Here is a 20,417-nt window from a genome sequence, read left to right on the forward strand (position 1 = left end):
AAAATGAAAAAATTTGCGAGTCTACTCGTATTTATCGCGCTTATTGGTTCTGTAAATGCCATTGCACAGACCCAACCAATGCCTCAACAGCAAAAAGTGGAAGTAGATGTCGATAACGAAGAGCTTGCTAAATTTGCAGAAGCTTATCAGGGCCTAAGGATGGTAAACCAGGAAGCTCAGCAAAAAATGGTGAAGGTGGTAGAAAGTGAAGGATTTGAAATACAACGTTTTAATGAAATGTACCAGACTTCTATGAATCCTAACGAAGAACTGGATGCAAGCGCAGACGAAATGGAAAAGTATAAAGCGACTGTTCAGAAAATCGAAGGAATGCAAGGTGAGTTTCAGGATAGAATGGAAGAAGTAATTACAGAGCAGGGTTTTACCATGGAAAGATATGAAAAACTGGCTATGGCATTACAAACAAATCCTGAGATGCAACAAAGAATGCAGGAAATGTTACAGGGTCAATAATTGTAAGACTTACTTAAAATGGAAATTTTTACCTGAAGCCTCAGATAAAAAATTTTAATAAAAAATTTATAAATATGTGGTTTTTCGATAATTATATTTATCTTTGACCAAATTAAATTTAAGTTATAATGAATAAAGGAACAGTCAAATTCTTCAACGACACAAAAGGATTTGGATTTATCAAAGAAGAAGGATCAAACAAAGAGTACTTTGTACATGCAAATGGTCTTATCGACGAAATTAGAGAAAATGACGAAGTAACGTTTGATCTCGAAGAAGGAAGAAAAGGATTAAACGCGGTTAATGTTAAACAAGCTTAACCACTAGTTTTAAATACTATATTCTTGGCCTTACATTTTGATGTAAGGCTTTTTTTATTTCTGGACATTACAAAACTGCGAGAGGTAATCTACTAATGTATATACTGGATTTTATGGTCAATTTAACTTCAGTGGTTTCGGCAACTATTGCATATTACTTAATTTTATGGAAAAGAGAATTTAAATACTCAAAACAAACAATTTGATTCGTGTAGGGAAGACATATTTATTTATGGGGATTCTCACTTTTCTTTTCTTAGCCAGCGCCTATAGCCAAAATATGAAACAAAAGGATAGCCTTAAATTTAGTAATAAAATTGTGCCCGAGGTTATATGGAGAGAAGCTTATGTTGCTCTTTCCCATTATCCGGAACTTAAAGATACCCCAATAGAATTTCGTTTTAAAAAGAATATTAAGAAGTCCTTCATGCAGGCACAGCCCAAGATCGGGGATTTTTTAAAGAGGAAGGGCAATCGCTCTTATTTTATAATGATAAGCGAACGTTTTAATATTGAAGGACAGGAATTTGATGTTACTAACGTACCTTCAGACGTATTAATTGGCTGGATTGGACATGAGCTGGGACATATTATGGATTACAAAAACCGTAGTGCGGTAAATATGTTATGGTTTGGTACAAAATACGTTCTTTCGAAACGTTATATACGTGAAGCTGAGCGAGCTGCTGACACATATGCGGTAAATCACGGATTAGGAGAATACATCATCGCGACCAAGGATTTTATTCTTAATCATGCTCATCTTTCAGAAAAGTATAAGAACAGAATTAAAAGCCTTTATCTTTCACAAGAAGAAATTATGGAATTGGTAGAAGAGCTGAATTAGCTTTCCAGTTGCTTCTTAACGAAAGCCTCCCACTCGGCAAATTTCTCTTCCTTCATTACTTTTTCCATTTTGACCTGACCGCCTTTCTTTTTATTCGCACCACTCCATTCGGGAAATAGTCCTGGTGGAATAGTAGTTACTTTCACTCCTTTAAGTGATTTAGAACGGGCTACTTTATAATTTTTATTAGCTCCCTTGAGCTCTTCATCCAAAGCCTGTGCAAGTTTCTCTTCCTCAATATTGGAATCTGTACCAAGATACCAGGAATGATAGAATTCCCCGTCTATTCTTACGGCAGCAATGGTATATTCGGGTATTTTAATGTCAAACTTATCTTCCAGTGCCTGAATGGCATCATTCATTTTATTTACTGAAAGCTGAGATCCTACCACGTTCAGGAAAAATTTAGTTCTACCGGTAATTCTAATTTCGTGTTTTTCAACATCAGTAAATTTGACTGTATCACCAATTAAATACCGCCATGCGCCGGAAACTGTACTTATAAGCAAAACGTAATCCTGCTCCTCCTCAACTTCAGAAAGGGAAATTACCGGAGCTTCATCTTTTATAGAACCATCTTCATTTATAAATTCCGGTTTAAAAGGAACAAATTCAAAATAAATTCCGTTATCCAATATAAGTTTCATAGAATGAGAATCGGGTCTTTCCTGAATTGCAAGAAATCCTTCAGAAGCAAGATAAGTATCTATTACTTTTAAAGGATGGTCAAGAAGGGCATTAAAACTCTTCTCATAAGGTTCAAAAGCAACTCCCCCCGAGGCATAAACCTGGAGATTTGGCCAGATGTCGTGAATGTTATCTACCTTATGATACTCAATTATCTTCTTCATCATTAATTCTGTCCACGAAGGAATTCCGCTGATCGCTCCCACGTCCCAGTTTTTGGCATTTTCGGCAATTTTCTGTACCCGGTCATCCCATTCATCAATTTTAGCAATTTCTTTGCCTGGCTTGTAATAGCCCTGAAACCAGGACGGAATGTTACTTGCACTAATTCCGCTAATCTCGCCTTCCTGGTGATCACCTTCGTCATGCAGATCTGTAGAACTTCCCAACATCATAATATCCTTTTCGAAGAAATCTGAAGGAAGGTCAAAATGACTTAAAGCACTCACCTGCTTAATGCCTGCTTTTCTTATAGCTTCCACCATATCTTCGGTTACAGGAATCCGCTTACTGGTTTTTCCGGTTGTACCGGAACTAAGAGCAAAATAAGGAGGTTTTCCAGGCCACGTCACATCTTCTTCCCCTTCATGCATCTTACTCCACCACTCATTATTTATTTTATTATAATCAAAATAAGGGACCTTTTCAGCAAAGGATTTTTCAATATTATCGGACTTCAAAATGCCTTGAAAATCGTAATGTTTACCAAAAGAAGTATCTTTAGCTTTCTTCAGCAATTTTTCCAGTTCGCCGTGCTGCGCCTTCTGTGCATCAGGATCCGACACAAGTGTATCTCTTAAATCAATAAGATTTTTAATAATGGAACCTATAATAGCCATACAATTGGAGTTTTGCCTAATTAGTAAAGTGATCTAAATTATTTAAAACTACGAAAGGAGCATAACTTCTTTTGGCAATTATCAATACTTTAACTAAAACATAAACGCTTTAAAATGCACCATCTCAAAGATATCTCGAAAAGCCATGGAAAGGCCATAGTCAAACAGAAAATGAATTTATTTTACTCATAGATTTTATTTTTTATATCTTGCCCTGCACTTTTAATTTCCTGCCCGGAAAAAAGTGATTTAATCTTAACCTACTTATTATGAATACAAACAATTCCGCAATTACCGAGAGATATCCTATGGTATCCTATGAAGAAGCTTCCCCTGAAGTAAAAGAAATATATGACGACACAAAAAAGACGCTTCAACTTCCTTTTGTTCTAAACTGGTTTAAATGCCAGGGAGACAATGTCACCCTCTTAAAAGGCAACTGGAGCAAATTGAAGAATACGTTAATGGAAGGGGAAGTGCCAAACGTACTTAAGCAACTCATTATATATAATGTTTCCAAGAAAAGAGGTTGCAACTACTGCTCCCATGCCCATGGCGTTTTTGCAGACAGCATGAGTTCTATGATCTCTGAAGATGAAAATTTTAAAGCTACAGAGAATCTGGATTCCCCCACTATGCCCGCAAGTTTCCGCACAGCAGTAAATGTAGTAACAAAAGCTGCCCTAAATCACGACCAGATATCTGATGCAGATTTTGAAGAACTGCAAAATGCTGGTTTCTCAAAAAGAGAAATACAGGAGCTTATGGCGCAGGCCGACCTTGTAAATATGCTTAATACCATAGCAGATGTTTCGGGTATTAAAATTGACAATGAATTGCTGGAAACCACAGAATAATATCTAGTAAACAAATGGCTTCCGTTAGCAACAATTCCTACCAGCAATACCGCATTATTTATGAGGCTTATTCCAAATTTGCCAATGGAATTAACCGCTGTGGAAGCCTTCAGGATGTTCTGGAAAATACCAGCAAGCACTTGAAATATTTACTCAATTTTCATCTCGTCAAGATGGTATTCGATCAAGAGGATCATTTTTTAACTTTTTCGTTATTCAGAAATGAAATCACGCATACCGTTACTGAAAAGGATTCGCTGCTTTCTTACGAAGAAGAACTTTTTACCAGTGGCATTCCTTTAAAGACTGCGAAAATCCCCTTGCAACTTTTCGACGGAAAAATTACAACCGGTAATCTTATAAATCCGGAATTATGGGCATGGTCATTTCAGAAAAACGAAAGAAAAGCTTTGGTTTCTCTTATTTCTGATGAAAATAAACCATTTGCTTATGCCGATGTTGAAATTTTAAAACTGGTTACAGATTGTCTTGAAGCAAAATTTCAGGAGATATTCCTTAAAACTCAGCTAGCCAGGAAAAATAAATCCCTATCTGAAGCTTACGATACTATTAAGCATCAGAATATTCAAATTAAGGAGATAGTAGAAAATCAAAAACAGACCATAGAGGAGCGTACTCGTGAAATAAGGGAGAAGAACCAAAAACTACTTCACATTTCTGCATTAAATGCACACAATGTCAGAGAACCACTATCCAGGATTCAGGGCATAACCCAGCTTTTTGATATTTTTGATGATGAGACCTGCCGGAAAGAATTAATTCCTAAATTAGTCGCTTCTGTAGAAGAAATGGACCTTGTTTTAAAAGAAGTTATAGAAATGGCTTCTCAGGAACTGGTTAAGTTAAAAGCTGAAAAAACATGAGCCCTATATACCTCATAGACGATCAACCTATTGCAAACTTTATTACCAAAAAATTACTTGAAGTTGAAGGTTATAAAGAAAATATACAGGATTTTACCAATCCCATAGAAGCCTTTGCAATAGTAGAACAGGAAAAAAAGAATGCTTTGATCTTTCTCGATCTCAACATGCCTGAAATGACAGGCTGGGAATTTCTCGAAGAGATGCGCAGGAAAGGAGTAGCACATAAAACTATTATTCTCACTTCAAGTACCAGCGAACTGGACCAACAGAAGGCCATTGATTATCCTTGGGTCGTAGAATATGTGGTAAAACCACTTAATAAGGAAAAATTTAAACTCCTCTCCTCCTATTTAAAGCCACCTTCTAAAAATGGCAATTTTCGATCTATACCCGATTAGTTAATCCAAAATGGAAGTAAAACCAGACCATAAAGCGCTTATTGAACTGGCACATGCAAAAATGTATTTTGGAAAGTACAAAGATTACTTTCTTTCCGATATTCCCGAATACTATATGGTATGGTACAAACAAAAAGGTTTTCCCGAAGGGAAACTTGGTGCGCAAATGCAACAGGTTTACGAGCTTAAGGTTAACGGAATGGAAGGTATCCTGCGAAAAATCAGAAAAAATTACCCACAATAGCACTTCATTTTCTGAGGCTTTATTTTCTTAAAAAACTCCAAAATATTAGCTTCTGATATTGTCAGGTTTTTCTATTCTTATTTGTAATTTAGCGCCCTGAATTAAAGACGCAACAAATACTCTTAACATGGCCGAAACCAAGTATATTTTTGTTACCGGCGGCGTATCTTCTTCCTTAGGAAAGGGGATAATTGCAGCTTCTCTGGCAAAACTTCTACAGGCGCGTGGCTTTAAAACCACAATTCAGAAATTAGATCCTTATATAAATGTGGATCCCGGAACATTAAATCCTTACGAACACGGCGAATGTTATGTAACTGAAGATGGTGCCGAAACAGATCTCGATCTTGGACATTATGAGCGGTTCCTCAATGTAAATACTTCCCAGGCAAACAATGTTACTACGGGAAGAATATACCAAAGCGTAATTGAGAAAGAGCGCCGGGGGGAATTTCTCGGAAAAACCGTACAGGTAGTCCCACATATTACTAATGAAATAAAGGAACGTATCCAGATCCTTGGTAAAAATGGCGATTTTGATATTGTAATCACAGAAATTGGTGGTACCGTAGGAGATATAGAATCGCTGCCTTACATTGAGGCGGTAAGACAACTCAAGTGGGAACTGGGGGATGACAATGCTCTTGTTATCCATCTTACACTTGTGCCTTACCTATCTGCAGCAGGTGAACTTAAAACAAAACCCACCCAGCATAGCGTTAAAACATTAATGGAAAGCGGAATAAAAGCAGATATACTTGTATGCCGTACAGAACATGAACTTTCTGATGACATACGACGAAAATTGGCAATTTTCTGCAATGTTCGCCAAGAAGCAGTTATCCAATCCATTGATGCAGATACCATTTACGATGTCCCTAACATGATGCTCAAGGAAGGGCTTGATACCGTAACACTTAAAAAGCTTTCCCTGCCAGATGATAAAACTCCTAATCTGGAACGATGGAATGAATTTCTGAAAAGACATAAAAATCCAAAAGCAGAAGTGAGGATTGGCCTTATTGGGAAGTATGTAGAATTACAGGATTCATATAAATCCATACTGGAAGCTTTTATCCACGCAGGTGCAGAAAACGAGGTGATGGTGAAAATTGAAAGTATTCATTCAGAATTTATTAATGAGAATACTATTCAGCATAAAATATCGCACCTGGACGGTATTCTTGTTGCTCCCGGATTTGGAGAAAGAGGTATTGAAGGTAAAATTGATGCGGTACGTTTTGCCCGCGAGAATAACTTGCCGTTTCTGGGTATTTGCCTGGGAATGCAGATGGCGGTTATTGAATTTGCCCGTAACGTGCTTCAGCTAAAAAATGCAAATTCCACCGAAATGGATCCCAAGACTAAACATCCTGTTATCGATATTATGGAAGAGCAAAAAAATATCACTCACAAAGGTGGCACAATGAGATTGGGAGCCTGGGATTGCAAATTAACAGAAGGTTCTATAATAAATAAAGTTTACGGCAAGACCCAGATAAAGGAAAGGCACCGGCATCGTTACGAATACAACAACAAGTATAAAGAACAACTGGAAAAAGCAGGTATGGCCGCAACGGGAATTAATCCCGAAACGGGGCTTGTGGAGATAATCGAACTTACTGAACATCCGTGGTTTGTAGGTGTACAATATCATCCCGAATACAAAAGCACAGTCGCCAGTCCGCATCCGTTATTTGTAAGTTTTGTAAATGCAGCCTACAACTACTCAAAAAATAAAAATGCCAAGTTGGCATAACTTTAAGAAACGGCCATCTTTTTGAATGATGGTTCGCTATAGTACTAAGCATGGAAGAAAAGAAAATAGACGTTCAATCTATAATAGGATTTTTACTTATTGGTGCAATCCTGTTATGGATGCTGTACAACAACTCTACAGAAGAAACGGCACTTGAAGAAAATCAGGAAACAGAGCAGGTTGAAATTACACCGGACCAGCAGCCAAATAATATAGCCTCCACAGAAGATAACCTGGGAACAGATCAGGATTCAACAGCTTTGGCAGAAGCACGACAGAGACTGGGCGCTTTTGGTTACTCTGCAACCCTGGAATCAGCTTCTGAAAATTCCACTACGATATCCAATGATGTACTGGAATTAACAATAGATAACAAAGGAGGGTATATTTCTGAAGCAAGGCTTAAAAATTATAAGACCTTTGACTCTATTCCCGTATACCTGATAAAGGATGATAATGCGACTTTTAATATCAATTTCTCCACAACCGATGGTCGTACATTAGAGACTCAAAATCTTTTCTTCGAACCTGAAGTTAGTCAGAATGGTGACAATCAGGTGCTTTCTATGAAGTTAAAAGTTTCTGAAGATGAATTCCTTGAGTATCGTTATGTACTGAAACCTGGTGAATATATGCTGGACTTCAGTATTCGTTCCCAGGGACTTGATGACGTTTTCAACGGTTCCCAGGACATTAACCTGGATTGGAAATTAAAGGGTTACCGGCATGCCAAGAGTATTTCTTACGAGAGCCGGTATACAGATTTGATGTATGAGTACGAAGGTGACAAAGATGATTATCTTGGTGCCGGCGACGTTGAAACCGGCGAGGATGAAGATATTAGCTACGTTGCATTTAAACAGCACTTCTTCACATCGATTCTCCTCACCGATAACCCATTTGAAAGAGGAACTTTTAGAACAGAAAATCTTGTTGAAGATGAAGAAGTAGACACCCTCTACACAAGGGATTTTGCCGCAAGCTTTCCCCTGGAGCTACAGGGCGGTGAGCTTAATTATAACATGAACTGGTATTACGGTCCTACAGACTATAAAATCTTAAATGACTACGATCGTAATCTAGATGAAATTGTACCTCTTGGTTGGGGGATTTTCGGCTGGATAAACAAATATATCTTCATTCCGTTTTTTGCTTTCTTAAGCAGTTTCTTACCAAGCTACGGGATTGCAATTATTGTAATGACGATAGTGGTTAGGATTGTGCTCTCCCCGGTGACTTATAAGTCTTATTTATCTCAGGCAAAAATGAAGGTTTTACGTCCCGAGATCAACGAGATAAACGAGAAGTACAAGGACAATGCAATGAAGAAGCAACAGGAAACCATGAAGCTTTACAGCAAAGCTGGAGCAAGTCCTATGAGTGGTTGTTTACCTGCCTTAATGCAAATTCCGGTCTTCTATGCACTGTTCCAGTTTTTCCCCAGTGCTTTCCAGTTGCGCCAAAAAGGCTTTTTATGGGCAGATGACCTTTCCAGTTACGATGTTATTGCAGAACTACCTTTTAATATTCCGTTTTATGGGGATCACGTAAGTTTATTTCCAATACTTGCATCTATAGCAATATTTATATACATGACCATGACTACCGGGCAAACCATGCAGGCAAATCAACAGCCGGGAATGCCTAACATGAAGTTTATCATGTACCTTTCACCTTTACTGATGCTTTTCTTCTTTAATAACTATGCCAGCGGACTTTCCCTGTACTATTTCACATCCAACCTTATTACCATCGGAATTATGCTGGTAATTAAGCACGTAATTATAGATGATGAAAAAATACATGCTAAGATTGAAGCCAATAAGAAGAAGCCGAAAAAACAAAACAAGTTTACCAGAAAGATGCAGGAGATGATGGAGCAGGCTGAAGAACAGCAGAAAAAAGGAAAAAGATAGACTAAAAAAGCCCGGCATTGCCGGGCTTTTTCAATAGGACCATAAAATTATTTTTGCCAAATAAAGCAAATCCTGTAGAACAGGTTTCTTTCTTTAACGTTCTATTAGTCTGCAAACTTTTAGAACCTTACAAATCGGTCGGCCTTTCATAATGTATATATAAAACCTAACTTCTAGTGATAAAGTCACTAATGACAATAAAAAAATTAAATTTGAAATAAATACATCTTTTTTCAGTTGAAATAAGGAGATTTTAATGCCGGGCATGTATCAACAACTATGTATACTATTATTCCTTTTAATAGGAATGCAACTATTTTCGCAGGAAGAAATAAATCAGCTGGATTCTGAAGGTAGACGACATGGGAAATGGACTGTCAATTTTAAAGGAACTTCCCAGTTAAAATTCGAGGGGATTTTTGAACATGGAAAAGAAACCGGAGAATTCCGTTTCTATAAAAGAGGATTTGATAATCATCCTTCTGCCATCCTCCACTTCAAAGAACAAATAGATTCCGTCACTGCTACTTACTACACTCAAAAAGGAGAACCCATAAGCACCGGCAGGTTAATTGACCAAAAAAGGGAAGGAAAATGGATCTATTATCATCAGGCTTCGAGAGACACCATGATGATTGAAAACTATCAAAGTGACCAGTTAAACGGACTTCAGAAAACATTCTTCAAGAATGGGAAGTTGGCCGAGAAGAGCAAATATAAAAATGGAAAAAAGAACGGACAAAGCTTTGTTTATTCTGAAGAAGGAGTTCTACTGCAAGAACTTAATTATGAAAACGGAGAATTACATGGGCCGGTAACCTACTATAATGCCGAAGGTGATACCCTTATTGAAGGACAGTATATTCGGGATCAAAAGAAAGGAAACTGGAAATACTTTCAGAATAAAAAGTTAACAGAAGAAAAAGAATTATAGCTCACTTATAAATACGATATATTTACATTTAACCAAAAAACAACATAGCATGAAAAAGATATTTTTATTATTTATGTCACTCGCAGTTTTGTCCTCCTGTAGTGATGATGATGAAGCCAACGGAACTTCTGATGACCGAATCCTAGGCACGTGGTTTCTAGTCGAAGTAAATGGTATAGAAAATCTCCCTTTTGAAATTAATGAATGTATTTTGAGGTCCAATGTTACCTTTAATAGTAATAACACTGCCAATTCTAATTATTATACTGGAACCACTTCAGAAAATTGCAGTCTTGATGATGAAGAAGGGCGCTGGGAGAAATTAGAAGGAGATTCAAAATATCAATTAACCATTCCGGTTCTTGGAAGTCAGAGAGGAACAGTAAACTTTTCAGGTGATAATTCGGAATTTACGTTTATACCAGATCTTATTCCAGCGGCGAATATTGTTTTCGAAAAAAGATAGTTTCAATTCCTAAAACTGAATCAAGGGTGGCTTTTGTCACCCTTTTTTATTTCGTAATTTTGCCATCTCTTTTCCGACTTTTAATAGGAATTATAGCATATAGTAATGAAAAAGGTAGTTGTTGGTTTATCCGGAGGTGTAGATTCAAGTGTTTCAGCATATTTGCTGCAACAGCAGGGCTACGAAGTAATCGGGCTGTTTATGAAGAACTGGCATGATGATTCTGTGACCATTTCAGATGAATGCCCGTGGCTGGATGATAGTAACGACGCCATGCTGGTGGCAGATAAATTGGGGATTCCATTTCAGACGGTAGATTTAAGTGAGCAGTACAAAGAGCGTATTGTAGACTATATGTTTAATGAATATGAGCGGGGCAGAACTCCAAATCCAGACGTTCTCTGCAACCGGGAGATCAAATTTGATGTATTTATGAAAATTGCCCTTTCTTTGGGTGCAGATTATGTTGCTACCGGTCATTACTGCAGAAAAGGGGAAATTGAAAAAGACGGAAAGCCAATTTACCAATTATTGGCAGGGAAAGATGCCAATAAAGATCAGTCTTACTTTTTATGTCAGTTAACTCAGGAACAATTGGCAAAAAGCCTCTTCCCTATTGGGGAATTGCAAAAATCTGAGGTGCGAAAGATAGCAAAGGAGCAAAATTTGGTAACAGCAGACAAAAAAGACTCTCAGGGACTTTGTTTTATCGGGAAAGTGAGACTTCCGGACTTCCTTCAGCAAAAATTACAACCAAAAGAAGGAGTTATTGTAGAAATTGATGCTGATAAAGAGCTTTATGCTGAAGACAAAGCCGAATACAGGTCGAAAATTGACAAATTAGAGCACCTGTCTAAAAAGTATAAATATGCTTCAAACGATGGCAAAATTGTGGGAAAACACCAGGGAGCGCATTACTTCACTAAAGGACAACGTAAAGGTTTGGCTGTAGGTGGTACTCCGGAGCCACTTTTTGTAATTGATACAGATGTAGAGGAAAATGTGATTTATACCGGACAGGGCAAAAACCATCCCGGCATCTACAGAAAAGCCTTATTTGTTAATAACGAAGAAGTACATTGGGTGCGCAAAGATCTTGCGCTTCAGGAAAATGAAGAACTAAAGGTGAAAGCAAGGATACGTTACCGCCAGCCGCTTCAGGACGCCACGCTTTATCAGACCGGAAATGGATTGTATGTTGTCTTTGAAGAAAATCAGGCTTCTATTACTGAAGGGCAGTTTGTCGCGTGGTACCACGGAGAGGAATTGTTAGGATCTGGCGTTATTTCTTAATTCTACTAACTTTTCAACCGAAACAAATGCCCAACAGGATTACCAAACTTTTCAATATTAAATATCCGCTAATCCAGGCGGGAATGGTCTGGGCGAGCGGATGGAAACTCGCCTCGGCAGTAAGCAACGCCGGAGGACTGGGAATAATTGGCGCCGGTTCTATGTATCCTGAAGTCCTTAAAGAACATATTCAAAAATGTAAATCTGCCTCCAGTAAACCTTTTGCTGTGAATGTTCCCCTACTCTATCCCAATGTAGAGGAAATAATGAAAATTATTGTAGATGAAGAAGTACAGATTGTGTTTACATCTGCTGGAAATCCAAAGGTCTGGACAAAGTATTTGCAGGAAAAAGGGATAAAAGTAGTTCACGTGGTGAGCAGTCTCAAATTTGCTTTAAAGTCTGAAGAAGCCGGAGTTGATGCGGTTGTTGCCGAAGGTTTTGAGGCAGGAGGCCATAATGGTCGTGATGAAACCACTACATTCACGCTCATCCCGATGGTTAGGGAAAAACTGGAAATTCCGCTTATTGCTGCGGGAGGGATCGCCACCGGTCGCGGAATGCTCGCCGCTATGGTTCTGGGTGCTGAAGGCGTACAGATAGGTAGTAGATTTGTAGCCTCTCCAGAAGCATCTTCCCACCCCGATTTTAAGGAGATGGTAATAAAAGCTCAGGAAGGTGATACAAAGCTTACTTTAAAGGAGCTGACTCCAGTAAGGTTACTTAAAAATAATTTCTACGATCAAATAGAAAGCCTTTATCAGAAAAAGCCTTCCAAAGGAGACCTGCTGGAATTGTTGGGACGTGGGCGTGCAAAAAAGGGAATGTTTGGAGGTGATCTTGAGGAAGGGGAACTCGAAATTGGGCAAATTTCAGGAATCATTCATGAAATCAAACCCGCCGCCGAAATTGTAAGAGAGATAATTGAGGAATTTAAAGCAGCTCAAAAAGAAGCTGCTGCACATTCTTTTTCCTGAATTAACCAGGTTATAACTTATTCGGCGTATTTGCTGTATTTCTGGAGCTCCTTCTGTACAAAATCCCGCCACTTTAACTCTTCCTGTTCTATACGGCTGTGATTACTTTCTGCATCAAAGGCATTTTGCATGGTTGTTCTTTCCTGTTCATATTTCCTGTAGATCGCTGTTAGTTCCTTCTGAACATCTCGTCCACCCTCATATTCCGCCAGGGCTTTGCGTAGTTTTCGCGCATGTAATTCAGAAATATCAAAATGAAGCTGTTCGTGGGCCAGAATAAAATCCTTTTTCACGATATTATCTTTTTTCCAGGAATTGTTGGGGTAAAAGTTTGCTTTAACATCATAATCTACTAGAACCACCTTATTACCACTTTCACTTAAACTCCAGCCAATGGAAATCCCCGAATTTGTACTGGCTTTATAAGTGCTGGAGGAAGAAGGTTTACCTCTAAAATCTTCCCAGGTAAGAGGTCGGTTTTCATTCCATTCCATCTTTTCCTTTTCACGCTGTGCAAAAAGAAAAGAGGAATACAAAAGAAGAAAAGTCAGGAGAACCTTTCTCATCATTTATATAAAAAGGAAATATTTTTCTCTATTTCAGGATGAAGGCTATTTAATACAGGGCAGGTTCTGGCAGTATTTTCCAGGATCTTTTTCTCCTTCTGCTGGAAATCTGATTGAAATTCAATTACCACATCAATTTTTGATATTCTGCGTGGCTCTGCTGCCATGGTCTTGGTCACCGCTGCAGTCGCTCCGGTTAAATCTACCTCCATGTTTTCAGCCTTTATTCCCATAACCGTTAACATACAAGAAGCCAAAGCAGTTGCAACAGTATCTGTCGGAGAAAAAGCCTCGCCTTTGCCATGGTTATCAACCGGCGCATCTGTGATTATTGTGGAACCACTTTTCAAATGTTCTGCTTCAGTTCTTAATCCGCCTTTATAAATTACTCTAGAAGTCATTTTCTACGCTTAAACTTAAGTCCTCATTTACACTTAATATATACACCGCGTCATTCTGGAAACCACCTCCGGAAATAGGCATATAATGAAATTTGTTTTCATAGTATTCTGTATAACCCTGGTATCTTGCAAAAGAGTCATAAAGATCTTTGGCACTCGCTAATCTAAGCAATACGTCTAAAGTAAGGTCATAGCCTCTTACCGCATATTGGTTGGGTACGATTGCAAACTTTTCTACATACTCTTCTATAAATTCTCTGGTATTTTCCTGGTTATGCTGTTTATCTACAGAAGGATAATGAAAGTTTAGTCTTCCCAAATGATTGTTGGAAACATTGTCATTGTCATAACCAGCACCTTTTGCGGTAGTAAAGAGTTTAATGTTTTTGTCTCTTGCAAGCCTGTTAAGGCCTGAGGTTACACTACTTAAAATTCCAACATTGTCTGATTCCAGAATCACCCAGTTCTCCCGATTTGCATCAAGAACCTGATTCATTGCACTTTCAGAAACATATCCATTCCCGGGACTAATGAATCTTGCCTGGGGAAGGATATTGCTCAGCTTACTTTTTATCTCGTAAGACTTACCGTCTGCGATTACAACAACATTTTTATTATCGGCATTTCGCTCCAAGTATGCCACCATAGCATCTGCCAGCATTTCATCTGTTGGGCGCGACTGGAATAAATTGTCGTAAGGACGCATCTGTTTGTTTGAAAGCGGACTGATTACAGGTACATTCTCTCTTGCCAGACTGGCAGCAGCTGCCTCTGTGGTAGTTTGCAGAAGCGGGCCTATAACAGCATCTGTGTTACTGAAGTTATGTGTATTTACAATATTGGTTACCTCCTGAACATTTTGCTTGGTATCAAAAACTCTAAGATTTGTAGAAATCCCAAGCTCCTTTGCTTCTTCTACGGCCATTAAAACTCCGCTGTAGAAATCTAGGGAGATACGCAAAACCCTGTCCTCCAGAATAGCCTTCTTATAATGATCTAGGGAATCGCTTTCTATTTTCTGCAGATTGTAAGGAAGCATAACCACAAGCTCCTTTGTCCTCAGGTTAGTAAGGGAATTCTTTAAGTCAATACTTCGATCTGCAGCTTCTTCAAAATTTTCAATATCAAAGTCACCTTCTCCAGTTTCCGGATCTGCCGGAATTTTTAAAACCATACCCGACTTTACGCCATCTTTTAAAGCAGGATTCAGCGCAATAAGTGAATCGCGGTCTATTCCGAATTTTCTTGTTAAACGGAAGAAGTTTTCTTTAGGCTGAACCTCATAAAATTCGAAAGTTTCATCAGTAATTATTACAGGCTCATTTTCAAGAACGTCGGTTCCTACCTTCAGCATAATTCCCGGCTGCAGTACATCTACAGTGGGATTCATTTCTTCAAGTTCCTGAACGGTAAGACCATACTTGCGTGCAATTCCGTATTTTGTCTCTTTCGGAATTACCACATGCTCACGTGTACTTCTTGTCTCTTGTGGATTTACTCCTGAATTTTGCTGCTGTGGCGCAGAAACCGCTGCCGATACCTGTGCAGTCGTTTTCTGCACTTCAGAAATGACAGGTATTCTTATTTCTTCTCCCGTCTGAAGTTCTTCAGAATATAAATGCTTATTGTAACGCTTAATCTGGTCGATCTCTACATTATACTGCTGTGACAGCCCGTAAAGCGTCTCTTTCTTCGCAACTTTATGTGTTCTGAAACTTGCAGCATCGCTCTGGGACGATTCAGTTTGGGAAGAATTCAGCGGAATGACAAGTTTAGCTGAAACATCAATCCCATCTTTAGCATCAGGATTATATTTAAATATATCTTCTGTGGAAACATTGTAGGATCTCGCTATACTGTTAACAGTCTCCCCTGAAGTTACAGTATGATATTTAAACTGTTGTGCTACAGCTTCAGCAGTAAAAACCTGAAACAGTAAAAATAACGCAAAAATGTACTTCATCTTATATTCTTTAATTGTCCTTCCGCATTCTATTCCCACTCTATTGTGGCAGGCGGTTTGGAACTTATATCATATACTACTCTGTTAACGCCTTTTACCCTGTTAATTATTGTATTGGACGTTTTTTGTAAAAACTCATAGGGTAAATTTACCCAATCTGCCGTCATTCCGTCTGTAGATTCTACAGCTCTTAAAGCCACTACCTGCTCATATGTACGTTCGTCTCCCATCACTCCTACCGATTGTACCGGCAGTAAAATTGCTCCTGCCTGCCAAACTTTATCATACAACATGGCATCACGCAGACCTTGTATAAAGATATGATCTACTTCCTGAAGAATCCTAACCTTTTCTTCAGTAATATCACCCAAAATTCTTATTGCCAGTCCCGGCCCGGGAAATGGATGTCTTCCTAAAAGTTCAGGATCTATTTCCAGCTCGGCTCCAACTCTTCTTACCTCATCCTTAAAAAGCATTCGCAAGGGCTCCACAACTTTCAGCTTCATAAAGTCCGGTAAACCACCAACATTATGATGCGATTTAATAGTTACCGAAGGCCCGTTTACTGAAATTGATTCGATAACATCGGGATAAATGGTTCCCTGTGCCAGGTAAGTCACATCTGTAATTTCATGTGCTTCATCATCAAATACTTCAATAAAAGTATTTCCAATGGCTTTTCGTTTTAATTCCGGATCACTTATTCCTGCAAGAGCATCCAAGAAACGTGCCGAAGCATCTACGCCTTTCACGTTAAGCCCCATATCTTTATATTGATGCAGAACACTCTCAAATTCATCCTTCCGAAGGAGTCCATTATTAACAAAAATACAGTATAAATTCTTTCCTATAGCGTGATGAAGAAGAACTGCTGCAACGGAAGAATCTACACCCCCACTTAAACCCAGCACTACCTTATCATCACCGATCTTCCCCTTTAATTCTGAAACAGTTAGATCTACAAAAGCACCCGGAGTCCAGGATTGCTCAACACCACAAATTTTTACCAGAAAATTTTCCAGCAACTTCTTCCCATCTTTGGAATGATAAACTTCAGGATGGAACTGAATGGCATAAGTCTGCTCTCCTTCAATTCTATACGCCGCATTTAATATATCGCTGGTACTTGCCAGCCTTACCGCATTGGTAGGCAACTCCTTAATAGTATCACTATGGCTCATCCAAACCTGTGAATTTTCAGGAATATCCTTAAAAAGTGGTTCGTTATCTTTTATTACAGACAGGTTTGCCCTTCCATATTCCCTGATTTCTGATGCCTCCACTTTTCCGCCGTGAAAATGGGCAAAATATTGAGCGCCATAACAGACAGCCAAAATGGGAACTTCGCCTCTTATTTTTGAAAGATCGGGATGCGGCGCATCTTCATTTCTGACAGAAAACGGACTTCCGGAAAGGATGACCGCTTTAAAGCTCGAAAGTTCTTCAGGAACCTTATGAAAAGGATGAATTTCGCAGTAAATATTTAATTCTCTTACGCGCCTCGCAATAAGTTGAGTGTATTGCGAACCGAAGTCCAGGATAAGTACGTTATTTTGCATGCGCAAAAGTAATAATTTGATGCAAAAATAAAATAGCAATCGTCGGATTTTATACCTTTATTACCATCTTAATGTCAAATCATGAAATACATAAGTGCAATTATTTTTTCAGTCGCTATTGTAGTGGCTGCAGTATTTTTAGGAAATGCATATGTAAGCCGCGCCAATCCAGATGGAGTGATTTCGGTGACCGGCTCGGGTAGTGAAAATTTCACTTCAGATCTTATTGTCTGGGAAGGACAGTTTAGCCGTGTTAATCCCGATCTGGAAGAAGCTTATGAACAGCTGAATGAAGATAAAGAAACGGTAAGAAGATATCTTCTGGACAAAGGCATTAATGAGGATAATATTGTCTTCAACTCTGTCCAAACTAATGAACAGCAGGAAAATCAGTATCAAAATGGCAATTATGTGGGCAGCATTTTTAAAGGTTATGAACTAATCCAATCGGTGAAAATTGAATCTAATGAAGTAGAACTTATAGAAAGTGTTTCCCGTGAGATTACAGAATTACTTAATAAAGGCGTTCAGTTTAATTCTACTCCCCCGCGATATTATTATACAAAAATTGCCGATCTTAAAATTGAAATGATCTCTAAAGCTACTGAAGACGCTCGTTTAAGAGCTGAAAAGATTGCGCAGAACAGTGGCGGCAGCCTGGGAGACCTGAAAAGTGCAAATATGGGTGTTTTCCAGATCACCGGGCAAAACAGCGGCGAAGATTTTAGCTGGAGCGGTGCTTATAACACTGCCGATAAAAAGAAAACCGCCTCTATCACGATGCGTCTTGATTACGAAATCGACTAAACTCAGAATAACCCGAAAATTGCCAATTTTCGATCTTATTCGTTTTTTTCTTCTAAACTGAAAAAGACAATCTCACAATAAATTTTAATTTATATGCTGAAAATTATTATTTTTAACTGCCAATAGAATTAATCTGGCCGATAAGTCTGCATTCCCTACTCCGCAGCTTTACAAATCGTGCAATAAAAGTAATTCCAAAAAATCTCAGCTCGAATTGCATAAATCAAGTCTGAAGTTTAACCGGTTTTATTGCCCAATTGTAACAAAACAGAAGCTTAAGACACTAACCATAAAATCCAGAATTATGCAGCAAATCACCAGACGTAAATCGTTAATTTTAATAGCATTGGGAATGTTTGTAATTGCCGTTTCACAGTTCATCACTCGTTATACAGAAATACCCGACATTGCACAAGGTGTATTAACAGGTATTGGAATTGGCCTGTTACTAACCGCAATTTTATTCGGAAGGTTTAAAACCGCCCGATAGCCAAAAAAATTCTTTATCCCTGTTATCCCGAATTTAGTCCGACAAATCTGCTTACCCTACTTCGCTACTTGTCTATATCCGGTTTCTGAATGACATGTTCCTTACCGCATTAAGAGCAAAAATAAGAGCAGCCCGAAAATTGGCAATTTTCGATACTTGGTTAGTTTTTCTTTTAATGAAAGTTTGATTTTAGAAGGGAATATGAAAATTTTTAAGCGTTGGTTATATCCTCCAACCTTAGGATGTAATCGTAGTGGTATGTTTATTAACTTGTTAGCATTTATTGTAAAAGACCAATAATTTTAAAATCAATTTGATGAATACACGCTTATGCACATTTTTTATTTTTCTTTCTGTCCTTTCTGCTTGCAATAGAACTTACAAAGGGGAAGTCTTAGATGGTGTTTTGGAGGTGCCTGAAAATCGGAACAATCAAAATTCGCAAACCATTGAATTAGTTTACAAGGTATTAAAAGCTAATACACCCGATTCAACGAAAGTACCCATTGTATATCTACAGGGCGGGCCTGGTGGGGCTACCTTGATTATGGAGGAGTATTGGGCAAATCACCCACTAAGGAATGATAGGGATATTGTACTAATGGACCAACGTGGGACAGGCGAATCGGAAGCAATCTGTGTTAATAGTGGAAAAGCTCTCTTCACTATTATGAGGCAAGATTATAACATAGAAGAGGATTTTGAAGCTACGAAAGTGGTAATGGCGGCTTGCAAAAAAACCATTCAACAAAAAGGGAGTGACCTTGCAGGATATAACAGTAGAGAGAATGCCACGGATTTTGAGGATTTAAGAAAAGTACTAGGCTATAAAAAATGGAACCTATTTGGAGTTTCCTATGGTTCAAGATTGGGGTTGACTATAATGCGAGACTTTCCGGAAAGTGTTAGGAGTGCCGTTCTAATGGGTGTATTTCCGCCCGAATTTAATATGTACGGGGACAGGGTAAGAAGCCTTAACGGGTCTCTATTAGGAGTTCTTCAGAGTTGTAAAGAAAATAAAAGTTGTAACAAGCAGTACCCCAACCTAAAAGAACGTTTGCATAAAGTATTGACAAAATTGCAAAGCAGTCCGTTGAGTTTTAACTATAAAAATGAACCTTTTGTACTTAATTCTCACGATGCCTTTGTACTCCTTTTCGTATCGCTCTTTGATATTCATACCATAGAGAATATCCCATTTTTTATTGAGTCTTTAGAAAATGGAGAAACTGAAACTATAATTGAATTTTTAAAAGCTTATGAGCATTTAAATAACCTCCTTAATTTACCAATGAACTTTTCGTTCAATGCTTATGAAGAACTTCCTTTCTATGACAAAGAAAATTTAGATATGGCGATACAACAATCTGAATTTGGGTTCGGATTAGATTATTACAATGCGGTCATCAAAATAATGACTGATTGGCATTCATACAGGGCTTCAGATATTGAAAAACAACCTGTTATTTCAGACGTCCCTACCCTTCTTATTTCAGGCAGCTTAGATCCAGTTACTCCTCCAAAGAATGCTATTGAGGCTTCAAAAAAATTAAAAAATAGCTATGAAGTAACCTTTAAAAATGAAAGTCATAGTTTTTTTAATACTTGTCTTTTAAAAATAACAGAGAATTTTATAAACAATCCATCTACTAAACCGAATATGAATTGTAGTTCCGAGATAAAACCAATAGAATGGCATTTATCGAAATCTAGCCAATAGAAAACAACAAATG

Annotated in this window: 21 protein-coding genes; 16 read left to right on the forward strand and 5 right to left on the reverse strand. The window is 38.2% G+C overall.

All coding sequences use genetic code 11. From position 1 onward, the window contains the following. The first annotated feature begins 3 nt into the window (after positions 1 to 3). From RM541_RS07275 to RM541_RS07285, 3 genes are all read left to right on the forward strand, one after another. Complete coding sequence (locus RM541_RS07275; RefSeq protein ID WP_311499554.1) at positions 4 to 474, forward strand: DUF4168 domain-containing protein; 471 nt, start codon at positions 4 to 6, stop codon at positions 472 to 474. A 128-nt stretch (positions 475 to 602) separates the two neighbouring features. Then, positions 603 to 794, forward strand: a complete 192-nt coding sequence (locus RM541_RS07280) for a cold-shock protein (RefSeq protein ID WP_311484924.1) — start codon at positions 603 to 605, stop codon at positions 792 to 794. A 280-nt stretch (positions 795 to 1,074) separates the two neighbouring features. Then, positions 1,075 to 1,641 carry a hypothetical protein gene (locus tag RM541_RS07285; RefSeq protein ID WP_311499555.1) on the forward strand — a complete coding sequence of 189 codons (567 nt, stop codon included), beginning with the start codon at positions 1,075 to 1,077 and terminating at the stop codon, positions 1,639 to 1,641. On the opposite strand, the gene RM541_RS07290 is transcribed toward RM541_RS07285, so the two are convergent. Then, the gene (locus tag RM541_RS07290; RefSeq protein WP_311499556.1) at positions 1,638 to 3,167 is read right to left on the reverse strand and encodes a GH3 family acyl-acid amido synthetase; all 1,530 of its coding nucleotides are present in this window, start codon (positions 3,165 to 3,167) and stop codon (positions 1,638 to 1,640) included. The genes RM541_RS07285 and RM541_RS07290 overlap by 4 nt on opposite strands. Positions 3,168 to 3,436: 269 nt before the next feature. Between RM541_RS07290 and RM541_RS07295 the strand changes: the two genes are divergently transcribed. From RM541_RS07295 to RM541_RS07340, 10 genes are all read left to right on the forward strand, one after another. Then, entirely contained in the window at positions 3,437 to 4,024 is a 588-nt protein-coding gene (locus tag RM541_RS07295; protein WP_311499557.1) for a carboxymuconolactone decarboxylase family protein, read from the forward strand. Between the two features lie 14 nt (positions 4,025 to 4,038). After that, positions 4,039 to 4,908: a histidine kinase gene (locus tag RM541_RS07300; RefSeq protein WP_311499558.1), complete on the forward strand. Its 870-nt coding sequence runs from the start codon at positions 4,039 to 4,041 to the stop codon at positions 4,906 to 4,908. Next, entirely contained in the window at positions 4,905 to 5,309 is a 405-nt protein-coding gene (locus tag RM541_RS07305; protein ID WP_311499559.1) for a response regulator, read from the forward strand. Before RM541_RS07300 ends, RM541_RS07305 begins: the two co-directional genes overlap by 4 nt. 10 nt (positions 5,310 to 5,319) lie before the next feature. Then, positions 5,320 to 5,553 carry a DUF3820 family protein gene (locus RM541_RS07310; RefSeq protein ID WP_311499560.1) on the forward strand — a complete coding sequence of 78 codons (234 nt, stop codon included), beginning with the start codon at positions 5,320 to 5,322 and terminating at the stop codon, positions 5,551 to 5,553. A gap of 127 nt (positions 5,554 to 5,680) precedes the next feature. Continuing rightward, a complete protein-coding gene (pyrG, locus tag RM541_RS07315) occupies positions 5,681 to 7,312 on the forward strand; it encodes a CTP synthase (RefSeq protein ID WP_311493403.1) in 1,632 nt (543 codons plus the stop codon). A 50-nt stretch (positions 7,313 to 7,362) separates the two neighbouring features. Next, positions 7,363 to 9,228 carry a membrane protein insertase YidC gene (gene yidC / locus RM541_RS07320; protein ID WP_311499561.1) on the forward strand — a complete coding sequence of 622 codons (1,866 nt, stop codon included), beginning with the start codon at positions 7,363 to 7,365 and terminating at the stop codon, positions 9,226 to 9,228. Positions 9,229 to 9,493: 265 nt separating this feature from the next. Continuing rightward, complete coding sequence (locus RM541_RS07325; protein ID WP_311499562.1) at positions 9,494 to 10,162, forward strand: toxin-antitoxin system YwqK family antitoxin; 669 nt, start codon at positions 9,494 to 9,496, stop codon at positions 10,160 to 10,162. 49 nt (positions 10,163 to 10,211) lie between these two features. After that, positions 10,212 to 10,628, forward strand: coding sequence for a lipocalin-like domain-containing protein (locus RM541_RS07330; protein ID WP_311499563.1), 417 nt, complete (start codon positions 10,212 to 10,214; stop codon positions 10,626 to 10,628). Positions 10,629 to 10,733: 105 nt separating this feature from the next. After that, complete coding sequence (mnmA, locus tag RM541_RS07335; protein ID WP_311499564.1) at positions 10,734 to 11,921, forward strand: tRNA 2-thiouridine(34) synthase MnmA; 1,188 nt, start codon at positions 10,734 to 10,736, stop codon at positions 11,919 to 11,921. Between the two features lie 26 nt (positions 11,922 to 11,947). After that, a complete protein-coding gene (locus tag RM541_RS07340; protein WP_311499565.1) occupies positions 11,948 to 12,898 on the forward strand; it encodes an NAD(P)H-dependent flavin oxidoreductase in 951 nt (316 codons plus the stop codon). 17 nt (positions 12,899 to 12,915) lie between these two features. On the opposite strand, the gene RM541_RS07345 is transcribed toward RM541_RS07340, so the two are convergent. From RM541_RS07345 to guaA, 4 genes are read right to left on the reverse strand one after another with little or no spacing between them, the layout of a single operon-like run. Next, a complete protein-coding gene (locus RM541_RS07345; protein WP_311499566.1) occupies positions 12,916 to 13,467 on the reverse strand; it encodes a DUF922 domain-containing protein in 552 nt (183 codons plus the stop codon). Next, positions 13,464 to 13,865, reverse strand: a complete 402-nt coding sequence (locus RM541_RS07350) for an OsmC family protein (protein WP_311499567.1) — start codon at positions 13,863 to 13,865, stop codon at positions 13,464 to 13,466. Before RM541_RS07350 ends, RM541_RS07345 begins: the two co-directional genes overlap by 4 nt. Continuing rightward, positions 13,855 to 15,828 carry an amino acid ABC transporter substrate-binding protein gene (locus RM541_RS07355; RefSeq protein ID WP_311499568.1) on the reverse strand — a complete coding sequence of 658 codons (1,974 nt, stop codon included), beginning with the start codon at positions 15,826 to 15,828 and terminating at the stop codon, positions 13,855 to 13,857. Before RM541_RS07355 ends, RM541_RS07350 begins: the two co-directional genes overlap by 11 nt. A 29-nt stretch (positions 15,829 to 15,857) precedes the next feature. Then, the gene (gene guaA, locus RM541_RS07360) at positions 15,858 to 17,387 is read right to left on the reverse strand and encodes a glutamine-hydrolyzing GMP synthase (RefSeq protein WP_311499569.1); all 1,530 of its coding nucleotides are present in this window, start codon (positions 17,385 to 17,387) and stop codon (positions 15,858 to 15,860) included. Between the two features lie 81 nt (positions 17,388 to 17,468). On the opposite strand from guaA, the gene RM541_RS07365 reads away from it, so the two are divergent. The 3 genes from RM541_RS07365 to RM541_RS07375 all read left to right on the forward strand — a co-directional run bounded on the left by RM541_RS07365 (position 17,469) and on the right by RM541_RS07375 (position 20,404). Next, on the forward strand, positions 17,469 to 18,194 hold the full coding sequence (locus RM541_RS07365) for an SIMPL domain-containing protein (RefSeq protein ID WP_311499570.1): 726 nt from the start codon (positions 17,469 to 17,471) through the stop codon (positions 18,192 to 18,194). 304 nt (positions 18,195 to 18,498) lie between these two features. Next, on the forward strand, positions 18,499 to 18,684 hold the full coding sequence (locus RM541_RS07370) for a hypothetical protein (protein WP_311499571.1): 186 nt from the start codon (positions 18,499 to 18,501) through the stop codon (positions 18,682 to 18,684). 316 nt (positions 18,685 to 19,000) lie between these two features. Further along, positions 19,001 to 20,404 carry an alpha/beta fold hydrolase gene (locus RM541_RS07375; RefSeq protein WP_311499572.1) on the forward strand — a complete coding sequence of 468 codons (1,404 nt, stop codon included), beginning with the start codon at positions 19,001 to 19,003 and terminating at the stop codon, positions 20,402 to 20,404. The last annotated feature ends 13 nt before the right edge of the window (positions 20,405 to 20,417 follow it).

Source organism: Autumnicola psychrophila (genome assembly GCF_031846645.1).
In the GTDB taxonomy this organism is placed as follows: domain Bacteria; phylum Bacteroidota; class Bacteroidia; order Flavobacteriales; family Flavobacteriaceae; genus Autumnicola; species Autumnicola psychrophila.